This window comes from Streptomyces sp. NPDC006368, from assembly GCF_040612535.1.
In the GTDB taxonomy this organism is placed as follows: domain Bacteria; phylum Actinomycetota; class Actinomycetes; order Streptomycetales; family Streptomycetaceae; genus Streptomyces.
This window is the reverse complement of record NZ_JBEXQK010000007.1, coordinates 75,836-100,141: the sequence shown is the minus strand read 5'-3', so window position 1 is coordinate 100,141 and position 24,306 is coordinate 75,836. Positions and strand designations below refer to the sequence as shown.

Below are 24,306 nucleotides of genomic sequence, written 5' to 3'. Positions count from 1 at the left end.
CGCAGTCACCGGGCGCGACGACCACTTCCCGCAAAATCGTTAGGAGCAACTGAAACCATGTCGGTTTCCGTAACCCTGCCGGCGCTCGGCGAGAGCGTCACCGAGGGCACTGTCACCCGCTGGCTCAAGGCCGAGGGCGAGCGCGTCGAGGCCGACGAGCCGCTGCTCGAGGTGTCGACCGACAAGGTCGACACCGAGATCCCGGCCCCGGCCTCCGGTGTCCTGGCCTCCATCAAGGTCGCCGAGGACGAGACCGTCGAGGTCGGCGCCGAGCTGGCCATCATCGACGACGGTTCCGGCGCCCCGGCCGCCACCCAGGCCCCGGCACAGGAGGCCCCCGCCGCCGAGGCCGCCCCGGCGCCCGCCGCCGAGGCCCCCGCGCAGGAAGCCCCCGCGCAGGAGGCCCCGCAGGCCACCCCGTCCACCGAGTCCGAGGCCCCCGCCCCGGCCCCGACCGCCGAGGCCGCCTCCGGCGGCGGTTCGGCCGAGGGCACCGACGTCGTCCTGCCCGCGCTGGGCGAGTCGGTCACCGAGGGCACCGTCACCCGCTGGCTGAAGCAGGTCGGCGAGGAGGTCGCGGAGGACGAGCCGCTGCTCGAGGTCTCCACGGACAAGGTCGACACCGAGATCCCCGCCCCGGCCGCCGGTGTGCTGCTGGAGATCGTCGTCGGCGAGGACGAGACCGCCGAGGTCGGCGCCAAGCTGGCCGTCATCGGCGCCCCGGGTGCCGCCCCGGCCGCCGCCCAGGCTCCCGCCGCTCCGGCCCCGGCGCCCGCCGCCGAGGCCCCGGCGGTCCCGGCGCAGGAAGCCGCCCCCGCCCCGGCGCAGGAGGCCCCCGCCCCGGCGCAGGAGGCCCCCGCCCCGGCCCAGGCTCCGGCCGCCCCCGCGGCTCCGGCCCCTCAGGCCGCCGCCCCGGCTCCCGCGCCCGCCCCGGCCCAGCCTCAGGCCCCTCAGGCCGCGGCCCCGGCCCCGGCTCCGGCTCCGGCTCCGGCTCCGGCCGCTCAGGCTCCGGCCGCCGCACAGCCGGCCGACGAGGGCGCCTACGTGACCCCGCTGGTCCGCAAGCTGGCCGCCGAGAACGGCGTCGACCTGGGGTCCGTCAAGGGCACCGGCGTCGGTGGCCGTATCCGTAAGCAGGACGTCATCGCCGCCGCCGAGGCCGCGAAGGCCGCCGCCGCCGCGCCGGCTCCGGCCGCCGCCGCCCCGGCCGCCGCCCCGAAGGCCCCGGCCCTCGAGACGTCCCCGCTGCGCGGCCAGACCGTCAAGATGACCCGCATGCGCAAGGTCATCGGCGACAACATGATGAAGGCGCTGCACTCGCAGGCCCAGCTGACCTCGGTCGTCGAGGTCGACATCACCAAGCTGATGAAGCTGCGCAACCGCGCGAAGGACGCGTTCGCCGCCCGCGAGGGCGTCAAGCTGTCCCCGATGCCGTTCTTCGTGAAGGCGGCGGCCCAGGCGCTGAAGGCCCACCCGGTCATCAACGCCCGGATCAACGAGGACGAGGGCACCATCACGTACTTCGACTCGGAGAACATCGGCATCGCCGTGGACTCCGAGAAGGGTCTGATGACGCCGGTCATCAAGAACGCGGGCGACCTGAACATCGCGGGCATCTCCAAGGCCACCGCCGAGCTGGCGGGCAAGGTCCGCGGCAACAAGATCACCCCGGACGAGCTGTCCGGCGCCACCTTCACGATCAGCAACACCGGCTCGCGCGGTGCGCTGTTCGACACGGTCATCGTGCCGCCGAACCAGGTCGCCATCCTGGGCATCGGCGCCACCGTCAAGCGCCCGGTGGTCATCGACCACCCGGACCTCGGCGAGACCATCGCGGTGCGCGACATGACGTACCTGTCCCTCTCCTACGACCACCGCCTGGTGGACGGCGCCGACGCGGCCCGCTACCTGACGGCCGTCAAGGCGATCCTGGAGGCCGGCGAGTTCGAGGTCGACCTCGGCCTGTAAGGCGGGCCCGGGCGGACAGCCCGTACGACGACGCGCCCCCGACCGGGATCTTCCCGGCCGGGGGCGCCGTCGTCGCGTGACAGGTGTCTCGGCTCCAGGGGCAGCCGCGGGGGCCGGCCGGGCGGAATAATGGCGATCAACCGCCGCAGCCGCGAAGGAGCCCCCATGACCCCGCCCGTCGTCCACTCGCTGCGCGAACAGATCCGCGAGCACATCGTGGAGGGCATCGTCAGCGGCCGCTGGAAGCCGGGCGAGCGGATCGTCGAGCGCCGCATCGCCACCGAACTGGAGGTCAGCCAGACACCCGTACGCGAGGCCCTGCGCGAGCTGGAGAGTCTGCGCCTCATCGAGTCGGCGCCCAACAAGGGCGTCCGGGTGCGCAACCTCACCGCGGCGGACCTGGAGGAGAGCTACCCCGTACGGGCCGGTCTGGAGCAGATCGCCGCGGAGCTCGCGGCCGACCGGCTCGGCGAGGACTGCTCGGCGCTGGAGCCGCACGTGGCGGCCCTGTACGAGGCGGACGCGCGTGCGGACGGCACGGCCCAGGTGCGGCACACGGTGGGCTTCCACCGGGAGCTGGTGCGGGCAGCCCACAACAGCGTGCTGCTGCACACCTGGGAGGGCCTGGGCATCGAGGTCTTCACGGCCCTGTCGATCCGCTGGCTCGGAACCGTGCAGAAGTCGTACGCCGAGGAGCACGAGGAGCTCGTCCAGGCCTTCCGCCGCCGGGATCCCCGTATCGGGGTCCTGGTGAAGGAACACGTCCTCGGCTGCGCCCCCCGCGCCTGACTCCGCGCCCCCTTCACACCGGCGCGCACGCGTCCGCTCATCGGGTGGCACGGGCGCTCATTCGCCGCGCCCACCTGCGAAAACAAGGCACCGGGTGCCCATTTTCGTGGCACCCGATGCCGACTTTGGCCTTTGGGGAAAGATTTTTCGTCCAACGCTTTGATCGATCATCGATCACGGTCGTACAGTCATCCGCGGACTTCAACAGAGGTCCCCTCGCCCTGTCCTGCCAAGACCAAGGGCTCCACACCCCTTCGACTCCGGAAGGCGGCGACTATGACCGACCCCACCCGCATCCAGCCGAGCGAGCTCGACCAGCTGCCGGACCGCGACCCCGAGGAGACCGCCGAGTGGCAGGCGTCCCTCGACGCCGTCGCCAAGGCGGCCGGGCCGCACCGTGCCGCGTACCTGATGCGACGCACCCTGGAGCGCGCCGAGGGCGCCGGTCTGGCGCTGCCCAAGCTGCTCGAAACCGACTACGTCAACACCATCCCCACAGCCGCCGAGGCCGGCTACGGCTTCGACGGCGACGAGGAGCTGGAAGCGAAGATCACGGCGTGGAACCGCTGGAACGCGGCCGCCATGGTCAGCCGCGGCTCCAAGTACGGCGTCGGCGGCCACATCGCCACCTTCGCCTCCGCCGCCTGGCTCTACGAGACCGGCTTCAACCACTTCTTCCGCGGCAAGGAGGAGGACGGCTCCGGCGACCAGCTCTACATCCAGGGCCACGCCTCCCCCGGCATCTACGCCCGCGCCTTCCTGGACGGCCGTCTGAACGAGCAGCACCTGGACAACTTCCGCCAGGAGTCGGGGGGCAACGGTCTGCCGTCCTACCCGCACCCGCGCCGCCTGCCGTGGCTGTGGGAGTTCCCGACGGTGTCCATGGGCCTCGGCCCCCTGTCGGCGATCTACCAGGCGCGGTTCAACCGCTACCTGACCAACCGCGACATCAAGGACGTCTCGAACTCCCACGTGTGGGCGTTCCTGGGCGACGGCGAGATGGACGAGCCCGAGTCGACGGCGGCCCTCGCGCTCGCCGCCCGTGAGGAGCTCGACAACCTCACCTTCGTCATCAACTGCAACCTCCAGCGCCTCGACGGGCCCGTCCGCGCCAACTTCAAGATCGTGCAGGAGCTGGAGGCCCAGTTCCGCGGCGCCGGCTGGAACGTCGTGAAGTCGCTGTGGGGCACCGCCTGGGACGAGCTGTTCCAGCTCGACACCACGGGCGCGCTGGTACGCCGGCTGCGCGAGGTACCGGACGCGCAGATCCAGACGTACCAGACCCGCGACGCCGCCTACATCCGCGAGGACTTCTTCGGCAAGGACCCGGCGCTCGTCGAGATGGCGAAGCTGCTGTCCGACGACAAGATCATCGAGTGCTTCCAGTACTCCCGCGGCGGCCACGAGCCGCGCAAGGTCTTCGCGGCGTACAAGGCGGCCCTGGAGCACAAGGGCGCCCCGACCGTGATCCTCGCCCAGACGGTGAAGGGCTTCACCCTCGGCAAGGGCTTCGAGTCCAAGAACGCCAACCACCAGATGAAGAAGCTGTCGGTGGACGAGTTCAAGGACATGCGGGACCTGCTGGGCCTGCCGATCCCGGACTCGGCCTTCGTCGACGGCCAGGTGCCCTACGGCCACCCCGGCGCCGACTCCCCCGAGGTCCGCTACCTCCAGGAGCGCCGCGCGGCCCTCGGCGGCCCGGCCCCGGCCCGCCGCACGCACGCCCTGGACCCGCTGCCGGCCCCGGCCGACAAGACGTTCGCCGCGTTCGACAAGGGCTCCGGCCAGCAGTCGGTCGCGACGACCATGGCCTTCGTCCGCCTGATGAAGGACCTGATCCGAGACAAGCAAACCGGCAGGCGCTGGGTGCCGATCGTCCCGGACGAGGCCCGCACCTTCGGTATGGAGTCGCTGTTCCCGTCGCTCGGCATCTACTCGCCGAAGGGCCAGACGTACGAGCCGGTCGACCGCGACCAGCTGATGTACTACCGCGAGGCCAAGGACGGCCAGATCCTCAACGAGGGCATCACCGAGGCCGGCTCGATGGCCGACTTCATCGCCGCGTCGACCGCGTACTCCACGCACGGCGAGCAGATGATCCCCTTCTACATCTTCTACTCGATGTTCGGCTGGCAGCGGACGGCCGACCAGATGTGGCAGCTCGGCGACCAGCTCGGCCGCGGCTTCCTCGTCGGCGCCACCGCCGGCCGCACCACGCTGACCGGTGAGGGCCTCCAGCACGCCGACGGCCACTCGCCCGTCATCGCGGCGACGAACCCGGCGGCGCTGACGTACGACCCGGCGTTCGCGTACGAGGTCGCGGTGATCGTCAAGGAGGGTCTGCGCCGGATGTACGGCGAGACCGCCCCGGGCGAGGACCCGAACGTCTTCTACTACCTGACCGTCTACAACGAGCCGATGCCGCAGCCGGCCAAGCCCGAGGGCGTGGACGAGGGCATCATCAAGGGTCTGTACCGGTTCAAGGAGGGCACGGCCCCGGCCGCGGACGCCCCGCGCCTCCAGCTGCTGTCCTCCGGTACGGCGATCCACTGGGCGCTGAAGGCCCAGGAGATGCTGGCCGCCGAGTGGGGCGTGACCGCCGACGTGTGGTCCGCGACCTCGTGGTCGGAGCTGCGGCGTGACGCGCTGGAGGCCGACGCGGCGCTGCTGCGCGGCGAGGAGCGGGTGCCGTACGTCCGCCAGGCGCTGGCCGACGCGCAGGGCCCGGTCCTGGCGGTGAGCGACTACATGCGCCAGGTCCCGGACCAGATCGCGCAGTGGGTCGAGCAGGACTACAGCTCGCTCGGCGCCGACGGCTTCGGCTTGTCGGACACGCGTGAGGCGGCCCGCCGCCACTTCGGCGTGGACGCCGAGTCGATCGTGGTCGCCGCGCTGGCGCAGCTCGCCAAGCGCGGTGAGGTCCCGGCCTCGCTGGTGAAGGACGCCCGCGAGCGCTACGGCCTGTAGGACGGCTGGCGCAGGAGGCCCCCGCCGCGGCGGGGGCCTCCTGCATGATGGGGGCCATGCGCGCTGCCCGGCTGATCAAGATGGTGCTCCTGCTCCAGTCCCGGCCGTCCATGACCGCCGCCGAGCTGGCCCGGGAGCTCGAAGTCTCCGAGCGGACGATCACGCGGGACGCGCTGGCGCTGTCGGAGGCGGGAGTCCCGGTGTACGCCGACCGGGGCCGGGCGGGCGGATACCGGCTGATCGGCGGTTACCGGACCCGGCTGACGGGCCTGGCGCGCAGTGAGGCCGAGGCGCTGTTCCTGTCCGGGGTGCCGGGCGCGCTGCGCGAGATGGGGCTGGACGACGCGGCTTCGGCGGCTCGGTTGAAGGTGTCGGCGGCCCTGATTCCGTCGCTGCGGGACGCCCCCGACTCGGCGGCCCAGCGCTTCCACCTGGACGCGCCCGGCTGGTACCAGGAGCCCGGGACGCCGGAGCTGCTGCCGCTGCTCGCGGAGGCGGTGTGGGAGGACCGGCTGGTCTCGGCCCGCTACCGCCGCGCGGACGGGGAGCCACAGCGGGAGGTCGAGCGGGAGCTGGCGCCGTACGGGCTCGTGCTCAAGGCGGGCGTCTGGTACCTGTGCGCCCGCGCCGGGGAGTCGGTGCGGGTGTACCGGGTGGACCGGTTCACCGCCGTCGAGCTCGGCGACGACCGTTTCGTACGGGACGAGGATTTCGACCTGCCCGCGTTCTGGGAGGAGCGGGCGGCGCAGTTCGCCCGCTCCCTCCTGCGTGCCGAGGTGGTGGTGCGGCTGACGGAGGCCGGCGCGCGCGGCCTGCCGTACGTGACGGACCGGGCCGCCGCCCGTGACGCCCTGGAGGCGGCCGGGGCGCCGGACGCGGAGGGCCGGGTGACGGTGACCCTGCCGGTGGAGTCGGAGGAGGTCGCGTACGGCCAGCTCCTGGGGCTCGGGCCGGAGGCCGAGGTGGTGGCGCCGGCCTCGCTGCGGGCGCTGTTCGCGCAGGCGGCGGACCGGATGGCGGCTCTTTACGGAGCCCGGTCTCAGCGGTAGTCGTCGGCCGTGGCGTCCTTGCCGCCGTGGACGACGTCGATGAAGTAGGCCCAGCCGTCCGGCTGCGAGCCGTCGGTGTCGGTGAAGCCGTACTCCTTGGCGAGCTGCCCGCTGGACAGGGACCGGCCGTTCCAGCGCGCCCTGTCGGGGTCGGCGGCGAGCGCGGCGACGGCCCGGCCGACGTACGCGGGCGACTCGGCGATCGCGAAGTGCGGCTCCCGCTCGACGGCGTCGCGCCAGTTCTCCTCCCGTACGCCGTAGATGTCGAGCATCATCTCGGAGCGGAGGTAGCCGGGGCTGAGCGCCACCGCCGTGCCGCCCACCTCCTTCAGGTCCTCGCCGAGGCCGAACGCCATGCGCAGGGGGGCGTTCTTGGCGAGGTCGAAGTAGAAGTTCTCCCGGAAGCGCGTGTTGTACTCGGCGGTCCCGTCCGTCATCTCGACGACCAGCCCGCCCGGGTGCCGGATCAGCAGCGGCAGCGCGAAGCTGCTGGTGATGATGTGGCTGCGGACGCCCAGTTCCAGCATCCGCAGGCCCTGGCCGAGGTCCGTCTCCCACATCTTCCTGCCCCAGGGGATGAGGTGGTCGCCGCCCCAGAGGCTGTTGACGAGGACGTCGAGCCGTCCCCGCTCCCGGTCGATGCGGTCGATCAGCGCCCTGACCCGGTCGGGCTCCAGGTGGTCGGTCGGTACGGCGATCCCCTCGCCGCCCGCCGCGGTGACCAGCTCGGCGGTCTCCTCGATGGTCTCGGTCGGCCGGCCGACCTCGCTGACGTGGGCGTGGGTGGTGCGGCCGGTGACGTACACGGTCGCGCCGGCCGAACCGAGCTGTACGGCGATGGCGCGGCCCGCGCCGCGCGTCGCCCCCGCGACGAGGGCGGTCTTCCCGGTGAGCGGCTGCCGCGTGGTGGTCTGGTTGGTCATACGACGACGGTCCCAGTGAAAGACGACATCCCCTGTCCGGTTTCATTTCGGCCGCTCCGCGTGCACTGTTACCCGTGACCCAGGATGCTGTTCCCGTGATGGACGAAACGGAGTTCTGGGAGATCATCGACACGACTCGTGAGGCCGCCGAGGGCGACCCCGAGGACCACGCCGAGCTGCTCCTGGAACGGCTGCTGCAGCTCGACCCCGACTCCGTGCTGGACTTCGCCCGGCACTTCGAGGCCCGCTACAACCGGGCCTACACCTGGGACCTGTGGGGCGCGGCGGCGGTGCTGCTGGGCGGTGCGAGCGACGACGCGTTCGACTACTTCCGCTGCTGGCTGATCGGGCAGGGCCGGGAGGTGTTCGAGGGCGCGCTGCACGATCCGGACGCCCTGGCCGAGCTTCTCGACGACTTCGACGAGGAGATCGACGGGGACGGCGAGGAGTTGGGATACGCGGCGGACGAGGCGTACGAGCAGCTGACCGGCACCGTCGCGCCGGACCTCGGCATCCCGCCGCAGGCGCCGGAGCCGGAGGGCACACCGTTCGACTTCGACGACGACGCGGCGCTGGAGGAGCGCTTCCCCCGGCTCTGGGACCGCTTCGGGGTGTAGCCGGTCAGGGCGTGCGTGCCGCCGTCGACGCGGAGCCGGTGCCGGTGCCGGTGCCATGAACGCGCCGTCCCCGGAACCGGGCGCGCTCGTGCTCCTGCGGGAACCGACCGGCGGGAGGCGGCTGTTCAGTGCCCGTCCGCGCCGATCAGGCCGCGTCCCATGAGGATGTCGTCGACGTAACGTCCGTCCAGGTGGAACTCCCCCGGCAGGACGCCCTCGACGGCGAAGCCCTCCGACTCGTAGAGCCTGCGCGCGGGCGTGTTGTGGCTCAGGACGCGCAGCGTCATGCGGGTGGCGCCCTGGCGGCGCGCCTCGTCGAACGCCGCGCGCAGCAGGGCCCGCCCGACTCCGGCGCCGCGCGCCCACTCGGCGACGGCGAGGCCCTGGATCTGACGGACGTGCGCGTTGCAGGCGAGGGGCGTGGCGGGCACGAGCCGCAGATATCCGGCCACGCGGCCCTCCCCCTCCCCCTGCCTCTCCGCCTCCGTCTCCGCCACCAGGAAGTCCTCGGGGCGGTGACGTGCGTCGAAGAACGGCTCGTACGGCGGCTGCGGCTTCGGTGTGACGGCGTGCAGCGGCGACCAGGTCGCGCGGTCGAGCTCTCCCAGGGCGTCGTCATCGGCCGCGCGGGCGGTACGGATGCGTATGTGCGGGGCGGTCATGCCGCCACTGTGTCACGGGGGGCCGCCGGTGCAGGATGGGCCCATGCATCGTTCCCGTATCGCGATCACCGGCGCCTCCGGACTCATCGGCGGCGCGCTCGTCCGTTCCCTCCGCGCGGACGGCCACGACGTCGTACGGCTCGTGCGGCGCCCCGCGCGGACCGGTGACGAGGTCGAGTGGGATCCGCGCCGGCAGTACGTCGACGCCGTCGGCCTGGCCGGCTGTGACGCCGTGGTCCACCTCGCCGGCGCGGGCGTCGGGGAGCGCCGCTGGAGCGAGGCGTACAAGAAGGAGATCCGCGACAGCCGGGTGCTCGGCACCGCCGCGATCGCGGAGGCCGTCGCCTCCCTGGACAGCCCGCCGAAGGTCCTGCTGTGCGGGACGGCGCTGGGCTACTACGGGGACACCGGCACGCGCGCGGTGGACGAGACGGCGCCCGCGGGGGACGGTTTCCTGCCGTCCGTGTGCGTGGAGTGGGAGGAGGCCGCGGCGGCCGCCGAGGACGCGGGCATCCGGGTCGCGTACGCCCGCACCGGCCTGGTGGTGGCGCGCGAGGGCGGCGCGTGGGGGCGGCTGTTCCCGCTCTTCCGCGCGGGCCTCGGCGGGCGGCTCGGCTCGGGCCGGCAGTACTGGAGCTTCATCTCGCTGCACGACGAGATCGCCGCCCTGCGGCACATCCTCGACACCGAGTCCCTCTCCGGCCCGGTGAACCTGACGGCCCCGGAGCCGGTCACCAACCGGGAGGTCACCTCCGCGATGGCGCGCGTGCTGCGCCGCCCGGCCGTCCTCCACGTCCCGGCGCCGGCGCTGCGGATCGCGCTGGGCGACTTCGCCGCGGACGTCCTGGGCAGCCAGCGGGTGCTGCCGCGCCGGCTGCTGGAGTCGGGCTTCCGGTTCGCGTTCCCGGCGATCGACGCGGCCATTCAGACGGCGTAGGAACCCGGAGGCGGACAAGGACCTGTGGAGCGAGGAGTACCCGGACCCGGTGTCCCTCGCCTGAGGGCGGGTCGGCGCGGTGGGCGGGTGCGGGTGGGCCCGCGCGGCGCGGGGGGCCCGACCCTGGAACACCCGTGCGACCCCCGTGCATCGGTGACCCCTCGTGCGCGCGAGTGACCGGCCCGGCGCGGCCCTCCTACGCTCGGGCCGGGACTCGGGCATTGCGCAGCCCTGTCGAGGGCATGAGCCCCCCACGCACCGAACCGCCACCCCGGGGAGGGGACACGTGCTCAATAGCGCCCAGCACGCGGACGTCATCATCGTAGGAGCCGGCCTCGCGGGCCTGTCCGCGGCTCACCAACTGGTCAGCGCCGGACTGACCGTCAGTGTTCTGGAAGCCGCCCCCCGGGTGGGCGGCCGGATGGGCACCGAGTCCGTCGACGGGTTCCGGCTGGACCGCATGAGCCAGTTGCTCAGTACCGCGTATCCCGAGCTGCGCCGGACACCGGGGCTGGACGGTGACCCGCTGCGGGTGTTCCGGGCGGGGGTCGCCGTGCACAGCGACGGCAGGCTGCACCGGATGGCCCCGGTGCGGGGTGGCGCGCCCGAGCCCGCCTCCCGGAGCGCGGTCGGGGCCGCGCGGGGCGCGGTGGGTGCCTCGCGGGGCGCCCGGGGGCCGCTCAACGGCATGGGAGGCGCCTTCGACAGGGCCCGGGCCCTTACGAGCTCCCCCCGCTCGCTGGACCAGGCCCGCCTGGGGGAGGCGCTCGGCCGGCTGGCGACCACGCCGACGGCGCGGCTGCTGGCCCGCCCCGAGCGGCCGGCGGCGGAGACCCCGACGGGCCGGGGCCTGCCGCCGCGTACCGTCAACAGGTTCCTGCGGCCCCTGCTGTCGGCGCTGCTGGGCGACCCGGATCTGAGCAGTACGTCCAGCCGGGCCGCCGACCTCGCGCTGCGCGGGTTCGCGCGGGGCCGGCTGTGCGTGCCGGCGGGCGGCGCCGTGACGCTGCCCGAGCGGCTGGCGGCGGCACTGCCGCCCGGCACGGTGCAGACCGGCGTCCACGTGAAGGACGCGTCCATCAACCGGGTCGTCACCGCCGAGCACGGTGAACTGGCGTGCCGGGCCCTGGTCGTGGCCACGGGCGCGCGCGCCGCCGCCGAGCTGCTGCCGGGGCTGCGTGTGCCCGGCTTCCACCCGATGACCGTGCTGCACCACACGGCGCCCGCGCCGCCCTCGGCCGACCCGGTGCTCCTGCTGGACGCCGACCGCACCGGCCCCGTCTCGTACACGGCCGTGATGAGCGCGGTGGACCCGTCGCGCGCCCCGCAGGGCCGGGTGCTGGTCAGCTCGACGGTGCTGGGCCCGCCGCCGGACGACCTGCACGCGCGCGTGCGCGGCCAGCTGGCCGGGCTGTACGGCACGGGGACCGGGGACTGGGAGCTGCTGGCCGTCCACCACGACCCGGAGGCGGTGCCGTCCATGCCGGTGCCGCACGATCTGCGCCGCCCGGTACGGCTGCTGGCCGGCCTGTACGTGTGCGGCGACCACCGGGACACGAGCACCGTGCAGGGCGCCCTCTTCTCGGGCCGCCGCGCCGCCCACGCGGTGCTGGGGGACCTCGGGGTCGCGGCGGGGCACCGGGACGACGCCGAGGCCCCGGACGCGCCGGAGGGGCGCCGGGCGGCGGCCTGAGGGCCGTGGCCGGAGGCGTCGGTCAGAGGCCGATGGCTCCCACCCGGTCGCGGTAGGCGCGTACCGCCGTCGCGTCCCGGTAGGGCTCCAGGCGGCGCTCGAAGTCGCGTACGTACTCGACGGCGCGCGCCGAGCGGATCTCCGACGCCTGTTGCGCCGCCTCCGCCCCGAGGGCGCACGCCTGGTCCAGTTCGCCCAGGCCGAGGCGGGCGGAGGCCAGCACGACGCGGCAGAAGAGGCGGCTGCGGGCGAAACCGGGGGCGCGCAGCTGGAGCGAGCGCTCGGCGTGCTGGACGGCGGCCCGGTACTGCTGGAGGTCCCGGTGGCAGTGGGCGGTGTCGTCGGCGAGTTCGGCCTCGTCGAAGAAGCGCGCCCAGTACGGCACGTCGTCGCCGGGCCGGGCCGCGTCGAGCGCGCGCTCGGCCCTGATGAGCGCGGCGGCGCTCGCCCGGACCTCGCCGAGCAGGGCGTGCCCGCGCGCCTCGACGGAGTGCAGGAGCGCCTGGACGACGGGCGGCGCGGCGGAGCCGACGCCCTGCTGGGCGACGCGCGCCAGCTGTACGGCTTCGCGCCCGTGGCCGAGGTGGACGGCCTGGCGGCTCATGGTGATCAGGACGTACGCGCCGTAGGCCCGGTCCCCGGCGGCCTGGGCGAGCCGCAGCGCCTGCACGAAGTACCGCTGGGCGAGGCCGTGCGCGGCGATGTCGTACGACGTCCAGCCGGCCAGCCGGGTCAGGTCGGCGGCGGCGGCGAACAGCCGGCGTCCGACGGTCTCGCCGTAGACGCCGCGCAGCATGGGTTCGGCCTCGTGCTCCAGGTAGCGGACGAGGGCCTGGCGGGCGTGGCCGCCGCCGTACGCGTGGTCGAGGGCGCGGAAGAGCTCGCCGACGGAGCGCAGGGCGGCGATGTCGCCGCCGGTGACCCGCTGGCCGGGCGCGCGGTCGGTGGTGCGCTGGCGGGGCACGGAGGCGCGCCCCTGGGCCGGGACGCGCGGTTCGGGTGCGGGCTCGCCGCGGCCCACGCGCTCGTCGGCGCGCCCGATGAGCCAGTCCCGGCTGGGGACGACGAGGCCGGCGGGGGTGAAGGCGATCTTGCGGAGTTCGGCGTGGCTGCCGGAGTCCTTGCGCCACAGTCCGCTGACGATGTCGATCGCCTCTTCGGGGGTGGCGGCGAACTCCAGCCCCGCGTACACCGGTGCGCAGGCGTCCAGGCCCAGGTCCTGGGCGGAGAGCCGGCGCCCCAGGCGGCGGGTGAAGACCTCGGCGATCAGGGCGGGTGTGGTGCCGCGCGGCTGCTGCCCGCGCAGCCAGCGGGTGACCGAGGTCTTGTCGTACCGCAGGTCGAGGCCGTGTTCCAGCCCGAGCTGGTCGACGCGTCTGGCGAGGCCGGCGTTGGAGAACCCGGCTTCGGCGATGAGGGCGGCGAGTTGGCGGTTGGGGGTGCGCTGCGGGGGGCGATCCGTCATCAGGTGTGCGGTCTCCTGCCTTGCCTTCCGGGCCGGGGTGCGGACCCCCTTGGAACGGCGCGAATTTAACCGGCGACGACGTCCGTACCGCCACCTTCGCCCCACATTCATCCGATCGTGTGAGGATTGGGCGGGCGCTGACGGTTACGACCTGCCCGACCGTGGCCGCGGGTGCCGCCGTACAGTGGCGAGGGCGCGATGCGCACACGAGAGGGAGGCGTCTGCCGTGAGTCAGCTGCGATTCGTCCGTCTGGGGTTCGGCGAGGAAGCCGTCGAGTACCGGGAGGCGTGGGACAAGCAGCGCGAGGTCCACGCCGCTCGCTTCGCGGACGAGATCCCGGACACCTGCCTGCTCCTGGAGCACCCGCCCGTCTACACGGCGGGACGGCGCACGGCCGACAACGAGCGCCCGCTGGACGGGACGCCGGTCGTCGACGTGGACCGCGGCGGCAAGATCACCTGGCACGGCCCCGGCCAGCTCGTCGGCTACCCGATCATGAAGCTGCCGCGGCCGGTGGACGTGGTGGCGCACGTGCGCCGGCTGGAGGAGGCGCTGATCCGCACGGCGGCGGAGTTCGGCGTGGAGACGACCCGGGTGGAGGGCCGCAGCGGGGTGTGGGTGCTCGGCGACCCGGTGGAGCAGCGCCCGGCGCTCGGCGGCCTCTCGCTGGACTTCGACCCGCGGCTGCGGGACGAGGAGTTCGACCCCCGGCTGAACGGGCCGGAGTACGCCCCGTCCAACGCGGGCCAGCGCCGCGAGGACCGCAAGCTGGCGGCGATCGGCATCCGCGTCGCCAAGGGCGTCACGATGCACGGCTTCGCGCTCAACGTGAACCCGGACAACAAGTGGTTCGACCGGATCGTGCCGTGCGGCATCCGCGACGCGGGCGTGACCTCGCTGGCGGAGGAGCTCGGCCGGGACGTGACCATCGCCGACGTCCTGCCCGTCGCGGAGAAGCACCTGCGCGATGTGCTGGAGAACGCGGACCTCAAGCCGCGCGAGACCGAGCGGGCGGCCGGGCGGGCAGTCGCCTAGGGAATGCCCTGCTCTGGCCACAGGTTGGCCAGGCGTAAACAAAGCCACACTTTTATCGGGCGTACCCTGGGGTTCGCCGAGGAATCGAAGCCGTAGGAGCCAGCCGTGTCCGCAGTCACTCCCGACGGACGCAAGATGCTGCGCCTGGAGGTCCGGAACAGCCAGACCCCCATCGAGCGCAAGCCCGAGTGGATCAAGACCCGGGCGAAGATGGGCCCCGAGTACAACCAGCTCCAGAAGCTCGTGAAGAGCGAGGGCCTGCACACCGTCTGCCAGGAGGCGGGCTGTCCCAACATCTTCGAGTGCTGGGAGGACCGCGAGGCGACCTTCCTCATCGGCGGTGACCAGTGCACCCGGCGGTGCGACTTCTGCCAGATCGACACGGGCAAGCCGCAGGCGCTGGACCGTGACGAGCCGCGCCGCGTCGGCGAGTCCGTCGTCGCGATGGACCTGAACTACGCCACCATCACCGGCGTCGCGCGCGACGACCTGGAGGACGGCGGCGCCTGGCTGTACGCGGAGACCGTGCGGCAGATCCACGCCATGACGGCCGGCCGCGAGGGCGGCCACACCAAGGTGGAGCTGCTCATCCCCGACTTCAACGCCGTACCCGAGCAGCTGGCCGAGGTCTTCTCCGCCCGCCCCGAGGTGCTGGCGCACAACGTCGAGACCGTGCCGCGGATCTTCAAGCGCATCCGCCCCGGCTTCCGTTACGAGCGCTCCCTGAAGGTGATCACGGAGGCGCGCGCCGCCGGTCTGGTCACCAAGTCGAACCTGATCCTCGGCATGGGCGAGACCCGTGAGGAGGTCAGCGAGGCGCTGCAGCACCTGCACGACGCGGGATGCGAGCTCATCACGATCACGCAGTACCTGCGGCCGTCGGTGCGCCACCACCCGGTGGAGCGGTGGGTGAAGCCCCAGGAGTTCGTGGAGCTGAAGGAGGAGGCCGACGAGATCGGCTTCTCCGGTGTGATGTCGGGCCCGCTGGTGCGTTCCTCGTACCGCGCCGGCCGCCTCTTCCAGCAGGCGATGGAGCGGCGCGGCCAGGCGGCGGCCTGACGGCCGCGCGCGTGTGAATCCGAGCACAAGCTCTTACCGGCCAGTAGTGGCCGATCGGACGCGGCCCGTACGTCCCCCCCCGCAGGTCAGCGGGGTCGTACGGGCCGCGCCCGCGTCCGGCGCCGGGCGCCGGCGATTCACCGGTGTTTGACCGGCCGGTCATGCCTTGGTAACACCGTTCTGTGATGCTGTTCCTACGCACCGCACACACGCTCCCGACGCACCCGCTCCGAGGGGGGACCCGCCCGATGGCTCACCAGGTACGTCAGGTCCGCGCCGTACACGACGTCCACCAGGTACGGGACGCGCACGAGGTGCGCGCCCACGCGTTCCCGTCGGTCACCGACGCCCTGCGCACCCTGGAGGGCCTGCTGCTCGGCGCGGGGCAGCGCACCGCCCGCCGCAACGCGTGGACGTCGGTGCTGGAGGACCGGCGCCGGGCCAGGGACCGGGTCGAGGCGCAGCACGTACTGGAGGCCGTGGCGGGGCGCACTTCCTCGGCCACGTAAACTTCACAGCATGGCGAGGAAGGCACACACGGACGGCGCTGACGCCGCCGAGAACCCCGGGCGACTGAAGCAGATCGCCCTGACGTACAAGATGACCCGAAAGGCCGATCCGAAGGTCGGTCTTGTCGTCGCGGGCGTGGGGATCGTCGTCTTCGGCGCTCTCCTCGCGATCGGCTTCCTGATCGGTCACCCCATCTACCTGGGCATTCTCGGCTTCGTGCTGGCCTTCCTGGCGATGGCGATCGTCTTCGGGCGCCGGGCCGAGCGGGCCGCCTTCGGGCAGATGGAGGGCCAGCCGGGCGCGGCGGCCGCAGTCCTGCAGAACGTGGGCCGCGGCTGGTCGACCACCCCGGCGGTGGCCATGAACCGCAACCAGGACGTCGTCCACCGCGCGGTCGGCAAGGCCGGCATCGTGCTCGTGGGCGAGGGCAACCCGAATCGGCTCAGGACGCTGCTGGCGGCCGAGAAGAAGCGGATGGCCCGGATCGTCGTGGACGTCCCGGTGCACGACGTCATCGTCGGCACCGGCGAGGGTCAGGTGCCGCTGAAGAAGCTGCGCGTGACGCTGCTCAAGCTGCCGCGGGTGCTCACGGGCCCGCAGGTGACGCAGGCCAACGACCGGCTGCGGGCCATGGGTGACCTGATGAGCAACATGCCGCTGCCGAAGGGACCGATGCCGAAGGGCATGCGGATGCCGCGCGGCGGCCGGATGCGCTAGGCGTACGCACACGAACGTACGGATACGAAGAGGGGCGCCCCGCGATGTGCGGGGCGCCCCTCTTTGCCGTAGCCGTGTCCGGCGTTCCCTTGTCCGGCGTGCCGGTATCGGCGTTTCCGTATCGGCGCTCCGGTATCGGCGCTCCCGTTCAGACGCGCACCTGGACGGCCCGCGAGAGGCGGTCGTGCAGCCCGCGGCCGTCCCGGTCCCAGATCAGCGCGGGTACGGCGAGGCAGAGCAGCGCGCTGCGCACGACGACCCGGACGGGGCCGAGACGCTCGCCGTCGACGGAGATGACGCGCAGCCCGAAGAGCCGCTTACCGGGCGTGCTGCCGATCGTGCCGACGGTGAGCACGCTCAGGACGAGCAGGACGACGACCGCCCAGTTCCCGGCGGCCGTCTGGTCACCGCGCGCGATCAGCCCGTATGCGATCACCACGCACAGCGTCCAGTCGACGAAGAGGGCTCCGAATCGCCGCCCGAGCGGGGCGATGGAGCCCGGCCCCTCCTGCGGCAGACCCAGCCGTTCGCCCCGGTAGCCGAAGTCGGCGCCCATGTCCTCGGCCGCCGCGCGCGGCCCGGAGAGCCACGATCCGATTGCTTGCCTGTTGTCCACCCGTCCACGGTACTGCGCCCGCTTTCGATCACTTCGGCCCGGGTCCTTGCCCGAACACCCTCCCGCCAGCTGGTTAACTTGCGCGAAACAAATGGGTCATGCCTGAGAAATCCCGTGTCCCTAGGGTCAGAACCAGCGTGTGCCACCGCACTGGCCGCACGACCGAGCTACAACCCCGCCCCTCCCTGGGTGGGAGTAGGAGGAGTTGGATGTTCCAGAACGCCGACGAAGCCAAGAAGTTCATCAAGGACAACGACATCAAGATGGTCGACGTCCGGTTCTGCGACCTTCCCGGCGTGATGCAGCACTTCACGATCCCGGCGACGGCGTTCGACCCGGCCGAGGAGCTCGCCTTCGACGGCTCGTCGATCCGTGGCTTCCAGGCCATCCACGAGTCGGACATGGCCCTGCGCGCCGACCTGTCGACCGCGCGGGTGGACCCCTTCCGCCGTGACAAGACGCTGAACATCAACTTCTTCATCCACGACCCGATCACGGGCGAGCAGTACAGCCGCGACCCGCGCAACATCGCCAAGAAGGCCGAGGCCTACCTCGCCTCCACCGGCATCGCGGACACCGCGTTCTTCGGCCCGGAGGCCGAGTTCTACGTCTTCGACTCGGTGCGGTTCGAGACGTCCGCGAACCAGGGCTTCTACCACATCGACTCCGAGGCCGGCGCCTGGAACACCGGTGCCCTCGAGGACAACCGCGGCTACAAGGTCCGCTACAAGGGCGGTTACTTCCCGGCCCCGCCGGTCGACCACTTCGCCGACCTCCGTGCCGAGATCTCCCTGGAGCTGGAGAAGTCCGGCCTCCAGGTCGAGCGCCAGCACCACGAGGTGGGCACCGCCGGCCAGGCCGAGATCAACTACAAGTTCAACACGCTGCTGGCCGCCGCCGACGACCTGATGCTCTTCAAGTACATCGTGAAGAACGTCGCCTGGCGCAACGGCAAGACCGCGACCTTCATGCCGAAGCCGATCTTCGGCGACAACGGCTCGGGCATGCACGTCCACCAGTCCCTGTGGCAGGGCGGCGAGCCGCTCTTCTACGACGAGCAGGGCTACGCCGGCCTCTCGGACACCGCCCGCTACTACATCGGCGGCATCCTGAAGCACGCCCCGTCGCTGCTGGCCTTCACCAACCCGACGGTGAACTCCTACCACCGCCTGGTCCCCGGCTTCGAGGCCCCGGTGAACCTGGTCTACTCGCAGCGCAACCGCTCCGCCGCGATGCGCATCCCGATCACGGGTTCGAACCCGAAGGCCAAGCGCGTCGAGTTCCGCGCCCCGGACCCGTCGTCCAACCCGTACCTCGCCTTCTCGGCCCTGCTCCTGGCCGGCCTCGACGGCATCAAGAACAAGATCGAGCCGGCCGAGCCGATCGACAAGGACCTCTACGAGCTCGCCCCCGAGGAGCACGCGGGCGTCCCGCAGGTCCCGACCGACCTCGCCTCCGTCCTGAACGCCCTGGAGGAGGACAACGAGTACCTCCAGGCGGGCGGCGTCTTCACGTCGGACCTGATCGAGACGTGGATCGACTACAAGCGCACGAAGGAAATCGCGCCGATCCAGCTGCGTCCGCACCCGCACGAGTTCGAGCTGTACTTCGACATCTAAGAAGCGGCGCCTCCGACGCAGGTCGCACCGGTGAGGCCCGCCATCCCCGCAGGGATGGCGGGCCTCGCCCGTTCCGGCGCGGGCGAGGCCCGGGGCGCCGTGTCCGCGGCGGGCTACGCGGACAGCTCGCGTTCCAGGGGGGTGCGGAAGCGGGGGGTGACGCGGGTGCCGTTCAGCCAGGTGTGGAGGCGGGATGCCTCCGCTTCGATGGCCGTCGTCGCCTCGTCGCCGGGGGCGTCGGTCAGGAGGCGCCAGATCAGTTCGCCGTCGGGGCGTTGGGCCCAGGCGCCGATGACGCGGCCGTCCCACCAGAGGGTGGGGCCGATGTTGCCGCTGCGGTCGAAGAGGGCGGGGCGGTGGGCGGGGTCGACGTACCAGTCGCGGTGCTGCCAGCCCATGGGGGTGGGGTCGAGGGCCGGGAGGAACGCCGCCCACGGGCCGGGCGGCTCGGTGGGGGTGGTGTCGTCGGGGAGGACGTGGCCGGTGGCGCCGTCGTCGAGGTCCACGGGGACGGCCCGGACGGCCTTGAGGGCTCCGCGTACGTCGGTGATCTTCCAGCCCGTCCACCAGGCCAGGTCCGCCTCGGTCGCCGGGCCGTGGGTGGCGAGCCAGTGGCGGGTGAGTGTGGCCCGGGCCTCGGCGGGCGGGAGGTCGGGCAGCGCGGGCGCGATCGCCCAGCGGAACCGGCTGGACGTCCAGGAGCCGAGCGGGCGGCCCCGGACGACGCGGCCCTCGGTGCCGAGCAGACGCAGCAACCGGGACGAGACGGACTGGACCGTTTCGTAGCTGGTGCCGGGGCCGTACACGAACTGTTCGCGCAACCGCGGCTCATCCGCGGTGAGTTCGGTGGCCGTGGCCTCGCCGCGGCGGGCGAGGGCTTCGAGGGTGGACCTCTCGACGTCCGCCAGCCACCGCTCGTCGAGGGAGCTGCCGGCCTTCAGCTGCTTGAGCAGCGTGGCTCGTTCGCGGGCGGCGACGGCGTCGGTGGTGGAGGCCTGTACGACCGGGGCCAGGGCGGCGGGGATCACGAAGACCGTGTGGCGCATGCCGTGCATACGGATCAGGGTGCGGTCCTCGTACAGCGCCCGTTCCATGGCCGCCACCGGGCCTGCCGGGTCGGTGAGGCGGGCGCCGGCGGCGAGGTGGACCGTGGCCGGGTCGGTGCCGTGCAGGGCCGTCAGCGAGGCCGCGATCTCCTCGACCGTCGCCGCACGGGCCGCGGGTGCGAGGTGGTGGCGTACGGCGAGGCGGCGTCTGCGCTCTTCGGTGGTCATACGGGGCCGGGCAAGGGTCATGGCGTAGAACGTAGCCATGGAAACGGTCGGTTGTGACGATGAGCGGATCAGCTATGTGCTGCGGGGCTCCGGCGGGGCGGCGGGCCCGACCGTGGTGGTCATGCACGGGGCCGGCGGCGCGAGCAAGGAACGGCTGCTGCCGGTGGTGGAGGAGTTCGCGCGGCGGGGCTGCCGGGCGGTCGCGCTGGACTTCTCCGGGCACGGGGACAGCAGCGGTGAGCTGAGGGAGTCGAGCCTGGAGCGGCGGTTCGCACAGGCGCGCGCCGTGATCGACCGGGTGGCGGCGGACGGCGACGAGCTGGTGCTGGTCGGTTTCAGCATGGCGGGGCAGACGGTCGCCGATCTGACGCGTCACTACGGTGCGCGGGTTGCCGCCGTCGGGCTGTGCGCGCCCGCCGTGTACGCGGCGGAGGCCTGGGGAGTCCGGTTCGGTGACGGGTTCACGGAGATCATCCGCCGGGACGGGAGCTGGCGGACGTCGGGGGCGCTGAAGGCCTTCGAGGAGTTCGAGGGGGCGGCGGTCCTCGTCGTGCCCGGGACGGACCAGGTGATTCCGGCGGCTGTCACGGAGGCGGTCGAGGAGGCGTTTTCCGCTCGGTCACGCTACCGGCGGCTGGACCTGGAGCGGGCCGACCACGGGCTGGCGACGTGGTTCGCCCGCGAGGCGGAGGCCCGGCGGCGGTTCGCCGACGCCGTACTGGAGCGGCCGAGAACGCCCGCCTGGGTGGAGAAGTCACTGCCGGACGTTGAGCGGGTACGGCCGGTGCGGTGGCTGCGCGGCGGCTGGACCTCGCAGATGCGCCTGCTGCGCGCGGAGGCGCCGGGCGGGGAACGGGACCTGGTGCTGCGGTCCTTCGTCAAGCCCTTCTACCGGAGGCACGCACCGGGGTTGCTCGCGCGGGAGGCCGAAGTCCTGGCGCTGCTGGCGGGTACGGGCATCCCGGTCCCGCAGTGCGTGGCCGTCGACCCCGCCGGTGAGTACTGCGACGCGCCGTCGCTGCTGATGACGCGTCTGCCCGGCACCGTCCGCGTCGACGAGGGCGACCTCGACCGGCGCGTCGAGCTGCTGGCCCGGCAGTTGGCGCGCGTCCACGCCGTCGAGGTGCCGGAGGGCGCGCGGCCGCGCCCCTACCAGGCGTGGACGTCCCCGGATCGGGTCCGGCTGCCGGATTCCACGGACCGGCCGGGGCTGTGGGCGCGGGCGGTGGAGGTGATCGGGCGGGAGGCGCCCGCGTACGACGGTCGCTTCCTGCACCGGGACTTCCATCCGGGCAACGTCCTGTTCACCGGCTCGGGCGGCGCGCTGCGGGTGAGCGGGGTCGTCGACTGGGTGGAGACGTCCTGGGGTCCGGCCGACCTCGATGTGGCGCACTGTTCGACGGCGTTGGTGCTGCTGTACGGGGTGGAGTGCGGGCTGCGGTTCGCCGAGCGGTACGTCGCCCACGGCGGCGTCCTGTCCGGGGACCCGGACGCCCGGCTGTACTGGCGTCTCCTGGACGCGCTGGCGTTCGCGCCGGACGCGGGCAAGATGGCCCGGCCCTGGCGGGCGCTGGGCCGTACGGACCTGACCCCGGGACTGATGACGGCCCGTCTGGAGGCGTACCTTGGGGCGCTGCTGGGCCGGCCGGAGTAGGACGGGTGCCCGCCGCCCCGGGTGAGGGCGGCGGGCACCGGCCTGGATGTCAGCGGCCCCGGCGGATCAGGGTGCGCACCATGCGGCAGGTGGTGTCGGACGGCGGGTGCACGCCCACGCGCGCCGCCGTGCTCCGTATCGTGTCGTCGTCGGCCTTGGACGGGTGGTAGACGCCCGAGTCGAGCAGGGCGATGGCCAGCCGCATGGCCTTGAGGCGGCGGTTGTGGGAGACGTACCACTCGCGGGGCCGACCCGCCGGCAGTGGCTTCTTCTGAAGGGGCTTCCAGGGTTCGAGGGGCAGTGTCCGGACCGCGGCGACAGCCATCGGCGACCTCCTGGTACGCGGTGTGGGGGCCCTCCCCCGGGCCCTCACTGACTCCTTCGATTTTACCGGCGACCACTGACAATCGGCCCTGGCCGGCCGGGGTTTCCGGGGACTGCGGCGGTACGGTGACGGCATGGAGATCTGGATCAATCCCGCCTGTTCCAAGTGCCGTGGCGCCCTGAAGCTGCTCGACGAGGAGGGCACGGACTACACCGTCCGCCGCTACCTGGAGGACGTGCCGTCCGCGGACGAGATCCGCGACGTACTGACGCGGCTGGGGCTGGAGCCGTGGGACATCACCCGCACCCAGGAGGCCGCCGCCAAGGAGCTCGGCCTGAAGGACTGGCCGCGCGAGGCCGGTGCGCGCGAGCGCTGGATCACGGCGCTGGCGGAGCACCCGAAGCTGATCCAGCGTCCGATCATCACGGCCGACGACGGTACGGCGGTGGTGGCCCGGACGGACGAAGCGGTACGGGACGCGCTCGGCCGCTCCTGACCGGAAGTCCGCCATGCGCGGCCCGGGTTGAGCAGAACCGGCTTGCTACTCGTACGTAGGGGCACACACGGAACCGATCCGGCCGCCGTCCCCCCGCGGCCGGGGACAGGAGCCCCCCACGTGTCACGCAAGAGGACGCTCAGCGGGAAGAAGAAGCTGGCCCTGCTCGTCGGCGCGGTCGCGCTGGCCGGCGGTACGGCAGTGGTGATGACCGGGACCAGTCAGGCGTCGGTCGCCTGCGACGGGCTGGCCACCGCGCTGGGCAACAACGAGAAGTTCATCGCCGGGCAGCGCGCCAACCCCGACGCGCAGTCGGAGGCGCGGATCGCCAACCGGCTGGCGGTGATCGAGCAGATCAAGCGCCAGCAGGCCGCCGCCGGGTGTGAGGTCGGGCAGGGCGGCGGCGCGGGCGACGCCCAGGCGGGCGGCCGGGCCCCCGGCGCGGGCGCGGGTGCGGGTGCGGGTGCGGACCAGGCGGCGGGCAATGGGCAGGACGCGGAGAACGGCCAGGGCCAGAACAACGGCAACGGCAACGGCAACGGCAACGGCAACGGCAACGGCAACGGCAACGGGCAGGGTACCGAACAGGGTCAGGACGCCGGAAACGGCAACGGCAACGGTCAAGGCGCCGGTAACGGGCAGGACGCCGCCACCGGGCAGGCCGGCGGTGAAGTCGTCTGCGCCGGGTCGACCGTCACCCTCTCCGGTGAGGGCGGCGCCCCCGCGGCCTCCAGCAACCAGTTCCCGGTCGGTACCAAGCTCAAGGTGACGAACCTGGACAACAGCAAGTCCACCACCGTCGAGGTCACGTCCGTCTCCGGAAGCTGCGCCCTGCTCAACAACGCCGCCTTCGAGCAGGTCCGTGAGCCCGGGAAGTTCCTGATCCGCAAGGCCCGCATCGAGCGGGTCGGCTGACGGCCCGGTCGGCCACCCCGGAAACAGGATGCGCGGCTCAGTCGGCGAGCCGCGCCTCCGCCTCCGTCCGCCCCTGCGCCTCCGCCCGCTCCTCTACCTCCGCCAGGAGCTCCGTCAGCCGCGCCCCGAACCGTACGTCGCAGGCGTGCGGCACCCCGTGGCGTACGGACTCCAGCAGCGCGTCCACGGCCGCCCCGAAGGCCCCCACCGCGTCCGCCCACGACGGCATCGCCGCCCGCCCGTGGTCGCCGTAGAGCGCGATACCCGCCTCCGCCGCCCGCACCGGCGCGCCCAGGCTCAGGGTCACCGTGCTGTCCGCCCCCGAGGTGTGCCGGAGCACCAGGTGCCGGGCGTCCCCCGGCCCCGCCACGGCCGACGCCACCTCCGTCACGTCGCCCAGCACCGGCAGCAGCACCGACAGCACGTGCGGGCCCACGTCCCACAGCGCGCCCCGCTCCCGGCGCCAGGGGGAGGCGGCGTACGCGCTCGTCGAGCCGGGCGAGAAGAGCGCGCCCAGCCAGTGCGCCTGCGCCAGGTACCAGCCGCCGCGCGCCGCCTGCTCCTCGATCCAGGGCGCGGTGTCCGCCGCGAACCGCAGCGTGCAGAAGACGACCGACGCCACCCCCGCCTTCTCGGCGGCCCGCGCCACCTCGGCCGCGTCGGTCACGCTCGTCGCGACGGGCTTGTCGAGCAGCAGATGGCAGCCGGCCGCCGCGGCCCGCGCGGCGAGCGGCGCCTGGACGTCCGGCGGCAGGGCGAGGGCGACCGCGTCGCTCGCCGCGAACAGCGCGTCCACGTCGTCGAACGCCCGCGTGCCGTGGGCGGCGGCGAGCGCGGCTGCGGCCTCGGGGCGTCTGCCCCACACCCCGCTGAACTCGACGCCGGGGTGGGCGGCGAGGGCGGGGGCGTGCGTGCGGGCGGCCCAGGGGCCGGTGCCGAGGAGTCCGATGCGCGGTGTGCTGCTCATGCCCGCCAGTCTGCCCTCCGTACGACAATCATGCCGGTCAGGCGGGTG

22 protein-coding genes are annotated in these 24,306 nt (G+C 73.0%); 15 read left to right on the top strand and 7 right to left on the bottom strand.

Translation table 11 applies throughout. From position 1 onward, the window contains the following. Positions 1-57: 57 nt before the first annotated feature. The 4 genes from sucB to ABZZ38_RS08520 all read left to right on the top strand — a co-directional run bounded on the left by sucB (position 58) and on the right by ABZZ38_RS08520 (position 6,773). Entirely contained in the window at positions 58-1,968 is a 1,911-nt protein-coding gene (sucB, locus tag ABZZ38_RS08535; RefSeq protein ID WP_356737112.1) for a 2-oxoglutarate dehydrogenase, E2 component, dihydrolipoamide succinyltransferase, read from the top strand. Positions 1,969-2,133: 165 nt separating this feature from the next. Continuing rightward, positions 2,134-2,757, top strand: coding sequence for a GntR family transcriptional regulator (locus tag ABZZ38_RS08530; protein ID WP_356737110.1), 624 nt, complete (start codon positions 2,134-2,136; stop codon positions 2,755-2,757). Between the two features lie 276 nt (positions 2,758-3,033). Further along, positions 3,034-5,724 carry a pyruvate dehydrogenase (acetyl-transferring), homodimeric type gene (gene aceE, locus ABZZ38_RS08525; RefSeq protein WP_356737108.1) on the top strand — a complete coding sequence of 897 codons (2,691 nt, stop codon included), beginning with the start codon at positions 3,034-3,036 and terminating at the stop codon, positions 5,722-5,724. A 56-nt stretch (positions 5,725-5,780) separates the two neighbouring features. Next, a complete protein-coding gene (locus ABZZ38_RS08520; RefSeq protein ID WP_356737106.1) occupies positions 5,781-6,773 on the top strand; it encodes a WYL domain-containing protein in 993 nt (330 codons plus the stop codon). Here ABZZ38_RS08520 and ABZZ38_RS08515 read toward each other — a convergent pair. Further along, positions 6,764-7,696: an SDR family oxidoreductase gene (locus ABZZ38_RS08515; protein ID WP_356737104.1), complete on the bottom strand. Its 933-nt coding sequence runs from the start codon at positions 7,694-7,696 to the stop codon at positions 6,764-6,766. The genes ABZZ38_RS08520 and ABZZ38_RS08515 overlap by 10 nt on opposite strands. Before the next feature lie 98 nt (positions 7,697-7,794). On the opposite strand from ABZZ38_RS08515, the gene ABZZ38_RS08510 reads away from it, so the two are divergent. Beyond that, positions 7,795-8,313: a DUF4240 domain-containing protein gene (locus ABZZ38_RS08510; RefSeq protein ID WP_356737285.1), complete on the top strand. Its 519-nt coding sequence runs from the start codon at positions 7,795-7,797 to the stop codon at positions 8,311-8,313. A 125-nt stretch (positions 8,314-8,438) separates the two neighbouring features. Here ABZZ38_RS08510 and ABZZ38_RS08505 read toward each other — a convergent pair whose 3' ends face one another. Next, positions 8,439-8,975 carry a GNAT family N-acetyltransferase gene (locus ABZZ38_RS08505; protein WP_356737102.1) on the bottom strand — a complete coding sequence of 179 codons (537 nt, stop codon included), beginning with the start codon at positions 8,973-8,975 and terminating at the stop codon, positions 8,439-8,441. A gap of 43 nt (positions 8,976-9,018) precedes the next feature. On the opposite strand from ABZZ38_RS08505, the gene ABZZ38_RS08500 reads away from it, so the two are divergent. Both ABZZ38_RS08500 and ABZZ38_RS08495 read left to right on the top strand, forming a co-directional pair. Next, complete coding sequence (locus ABZZ38_RS08500) at positions 9,019-9,912, top strand: TIGR01777 family oxidoreductase (protein WP_356737100.1); 894 nt, start codon at positions 9,019-9,021, stop codon at positions 9,910-9,912. 286 nt (positions 9,913-10,198) lie between these two features. Further along, positions 10,199-11,605: an NAD(P)/FAD-dependent oxidoreductase gene (locus ABZZ38_RS08495; protein WP_356737098.1), complete on the top strand. Its 1,407-nt coding sequence runs from the start codon at positions 10,199-10,201 to the stop codon at positions 11,603-11,605. 22 nt (positions 11,606-11,627) lie between these two features. Here ABZZ38_RS08495 and ABZZ38_RS08490 read toward each other — a convergent pair whose 3' ends face one another. Further along, positions 11,628-13,070: a regulator gene (locus tag ABZZ38_RS08490; RefSeq protein WP_356737096.1), complete on the bottom strand. Its 1,443-nt coding sequence runs from the start codon at positions 13,068-13,070 to the stop codon at positions 11,628-11,630. A 226-nt stretch (positions 13,071-13,296) separates the two neighbouring features. Here ABZZ38_RS08490 and lipB point away from each other — a divergent pair, with 226 nt between their 5' ends. The 4 genes from lipB to ABZZ38_RS08470 all read left to right on the top strand — a co-directional run bounded on the left by lipB (position 13,297) and on the right by ABZZ38_RS08470 (position 16,392). Further along, on the top strand, positions 13,297-14,106 hold the full coding sequence (gene lipB / locus ABZZ38_RS08485; RefSeq protein WP_356737094.1) for a lipoyl(octanoyl) transferase LipB: 810 nt from the start codon (positions 13,297-13,299) through the stop codon (positions 14,104-14,106). Between the two features lie 105 nt (positions 14,107-14,211). Continuing rightward, positions 14,212-15,165, top strand: a complete 954-nt coding sequence (gene lipA, locus ABZZ38_RS08480) for a lipoyl synthase (protein WP_356737092.1) — start codon at positions 14,212-14,214, stop codon at positions 15,163-15,165. A 248-nt stretch (positions 15,166-15,413) separates the two neighbouring features. Continuing rightward, on the top strand, positions 15,414-15,674 hold the full coding sequence (locus ABZZ38_RS08475; RefSeq protein WP_356737090.1) for a hypothetical protein: 261 nt from the start codon (positions 15,414-15,416) through the stop codon (positions 15,672-15,674). A 10-nt stretch (positions 15,675-15,684) separates the two neighbouring features. After that, positions 15,685-16,392, top strand: a complete 708-nt coding sequence (locus ABZZ38_RS08470) for a DUF4191 domain-containing protein (protein WP_356737088.1) — start codon at positions 15,685-15,687, stop codon at positions 16,390-16,392. 148 nt (positions 16,393-16,540) lie between these two features. Here the strand turns inward: ABZZ38_RS08470 and ABZZ38_RS08465 are convergent, their stop codons facing one another. After that, positions 16,541-17,008, bottom strand: coding sequence for an RDD family protein (locus ABZZ38_RS08465; protein ID WP_356737086.1), 468 nt, complete (start codon positions 17,006-17,008; stop codon positions 16,541-16,543). A 209-nt stretch (positions 17,009-17,217) separates the two neighbouring features. On the opposite strand from ABZZ38_RS08465, the gene glnA reads away from it, so the two are divergent. Beyond that, positions 17,218-18,627, top strand: coding sequence for a type I glutamate--ammonia ligase (glnA, locus tag ABZZ38_RS08460; protein WP_356737084.1), 1,410 nt, complete (start codon positions 17,218-17,220; stop codon positions 18,625-18,627). A gap of 113 nt (positions 18,628-18,740) precedes the next feature. Here the strand turns inward: glnA and ABZZ38_RS08455 are convergent, their stop codons facing one another. Continuing rightward, entirely contained in the window at positions 18,741-19,940 is a 1,200-nt protein-coding gene (locus ABZZ38_RS08455; protein WP_356737082.1) for a winged helix DNA-binding domain-containing protein, read from the bottom strand. On the opposite strand from ABZZ38_RS08455, the gene ABZZ38_RS08450 reads away from it, so the two are divergent. Further along, positions 19,939-21,555: an alpha/beta fold hydrolase gene (locus ABZZ38_RS08450; RefSeq protein WP_356737079.1), complete on the top strand. Its 1,617-nt coding sequence runs from the start codon at positions 19,939-19,941 to the stop codon at positions 21,553-21,555. The genes ABZZ38_RS08455 and ABZZ38_RS08450 overlap by 2 nt on opposite strands. Before the next feature lie 49 nt (positions 21,556-21,604). On the opposite strand, the gene ABZZ38_RS08445 is transcribed toward ABZZ38_RS08450, so the two are convergent. Further along, positions 21,605-21,880, bottom strand: a complete 276-nt coding sequence (locus ABZZ38_RS08445) for a hypothetical protein (RefSeq protein ID WP_356737077.1) — start codon at positions 21,878-21,880, stop codon at positions 21,605-21,607. Between the two features lie 133 nt (positions 21,881-22,013). Between ABZZ38_RS08445 and ABZZ38_RS08440 the strand changes: the two genes are divergently transcribed. Next, a complete protein-coding gene (locus tag ABZZ38_RS08440; protein ID WP_356737075.1) occupies positions 22,014-22,376 on the top strand; it encodes an arsenate reductase family protein in 363 nt (120 codons plus the stop codon). Between the two features lie 120 nt (positions 22,377-22,496). Beyond that, complete coding sequence (locus ABZZ38_RS08435) at positions 22,497-23,291, top strand: hypothetical protein (protein ID WP_356737073.1); 795 nt, start codon at positions 22,497-22,499, stop codon at positions 23,289-23,291. 37 nt (positions 23,292-23,328) lie between these two features. Here ABZZ38_RS08435 and ABZZ38_RS08430 read toward each other — a convergent pair whose 3' ends face one another. After that, entirely contained in the window at positions 23,329-24,258 is a 930-nt protein-coding gene (locus ABZZ38_RS08430) for a Gfo/Idh/MocA family oxidoreductase (protein ID WP_356737071.1), read from the bottom strand. Between the last annotated feature and the right edge of the window lie 48 nt (positions 24,259-24,306).

What these genes read in the sequence shown, in the direction of transcription:
- sucB (WP_356737112.1), top strand. Translation starts at nt 58, where the DNA reads ATGTCGGTTTCCGTAACCCTGCCGGCGCTCGGCGAGAGCGTCACCGAG.
- ABZZ38_RS08530 (WP_356737110.1), top strand. Translation starts at nt 2,134, where the DNA reads ATGACCCCGCCCGTCGTCCACTCGCTGCGCGAACAGATCCGCGAGCAC.
- aceE (WP_356737108.1), top strand. Translation starts at nt 3,034, where the DNA reads ATGACCGACCCCACCCGCATCCAGCCGAGCGAGCTCGACCAGCTGCCG.
- ABZZ38_RS08520 (WP_356737106.1), top strand. Translation starts at nt 5,781, where the DNA reads ATGCGCGCTGCCCGGCTGATCAAGATGGTGCTCCTGCTCCAGTCCCGG.
- ABZZ38_RS08515 (WP_356737104.1), bottom strand. Translation starts at nt 7,696, where the DNA reads ATGACCAACCAGACCACCACGCGGCAGCCGCTCACCGGGAAGACCGCC.
- ABZZ38_RS08510 (WP_356737285.1), top strand. Translation starts at nt 7,795, where the DNA reads ATGGACGAAACGGAGTTCTGGGAGATCATCGACACGACTCGTGAGGCC.
- ABZZ38_RS08505 (WP_356737102.1), bottom strand. Translation starts at nt 8,975, where the DNA reads ATGACCGCCCCGCACATACGCATCCGTACCGCCCGCGCGGCCGATGAC.
- ABZZ38_RS08500 (WP_356737100.1), top strand. Translation starts at nt 9,019, where the DNA reads ATGCATCGTTCCCGTATCGCGATCACCGGCGCCTCCGGACTCATCGGC.
- ABZZ38_RS08490 (WP_356737096.1), bottom strand. Translation starts at nt 13,070, where the DNA reads ATGACGGATCGCCCCCCGCAGCGCACCCCCAACCGCCAACTCGCCGCC.
- ABZZ38_RS08475 (WP_356737090.1), top strand. Translation starts at nt 15,414, where the DNA reads ATGGCTCACCAGGTACGTCAGGTCCGCGCCGTACACGACGTCCACCAG.
- ABZZ38_RS08470 (WP_356737088.1), top strand. Translation starts at nt 15,685, where the DNA reads ATGGCGAGGAAGGCACACACGGACGGCGCTGACGCCGCCGAGAACCCC.
- glnA (WP_356737084.1), top strand. Translation starts at nt 17,218, where the DNA reads ATGTTCCAGAACGCCGACGAAGCCAAGAAGTTCATCAAGGACAACGAC.
- ABZZ38_RS08450 (WP_356737079.1), top strand. Translation starts at nt 19,939, where the DNA reads ATGGAAACGGTCGGTTGTGACGATGAGCGGATCAGCTATGTGCTGCGG.
- ABZZ38_RS08455 (WP_356737082.1), bottom strand. Translation starts at nt 19,940, where the DNA reads ATGGCTACGTTCTACGCCATGACCCTTGCCCGGCCCCGTATGACCACC.
- ABZZ38_RS08445 (WP_356737077.1), bottom strand. Translation starts at nt 21,880, where the DNA reads ATGGCTGTCGCCGCGGTCCGGACACTGCCCCTCGAACCCTGGAAGCCC.
- ABZZ38_RS08440 (WP_356737075.1), top strand. Translation starts at nt 22,014, where the DNA reads ATGGAGATCTGGATCAATCCCGCCTGTTCCAAGTGCCGTGGCGCCCTG.
- ABZZ38_RS08430 (WP_356737071.1), bottom strand. Translation starts at nt 24,258, where the DNA reads ATGAGCAGCACACCGCGCATCGGACTCCTCGGCACCGGCCCCTGGGCC.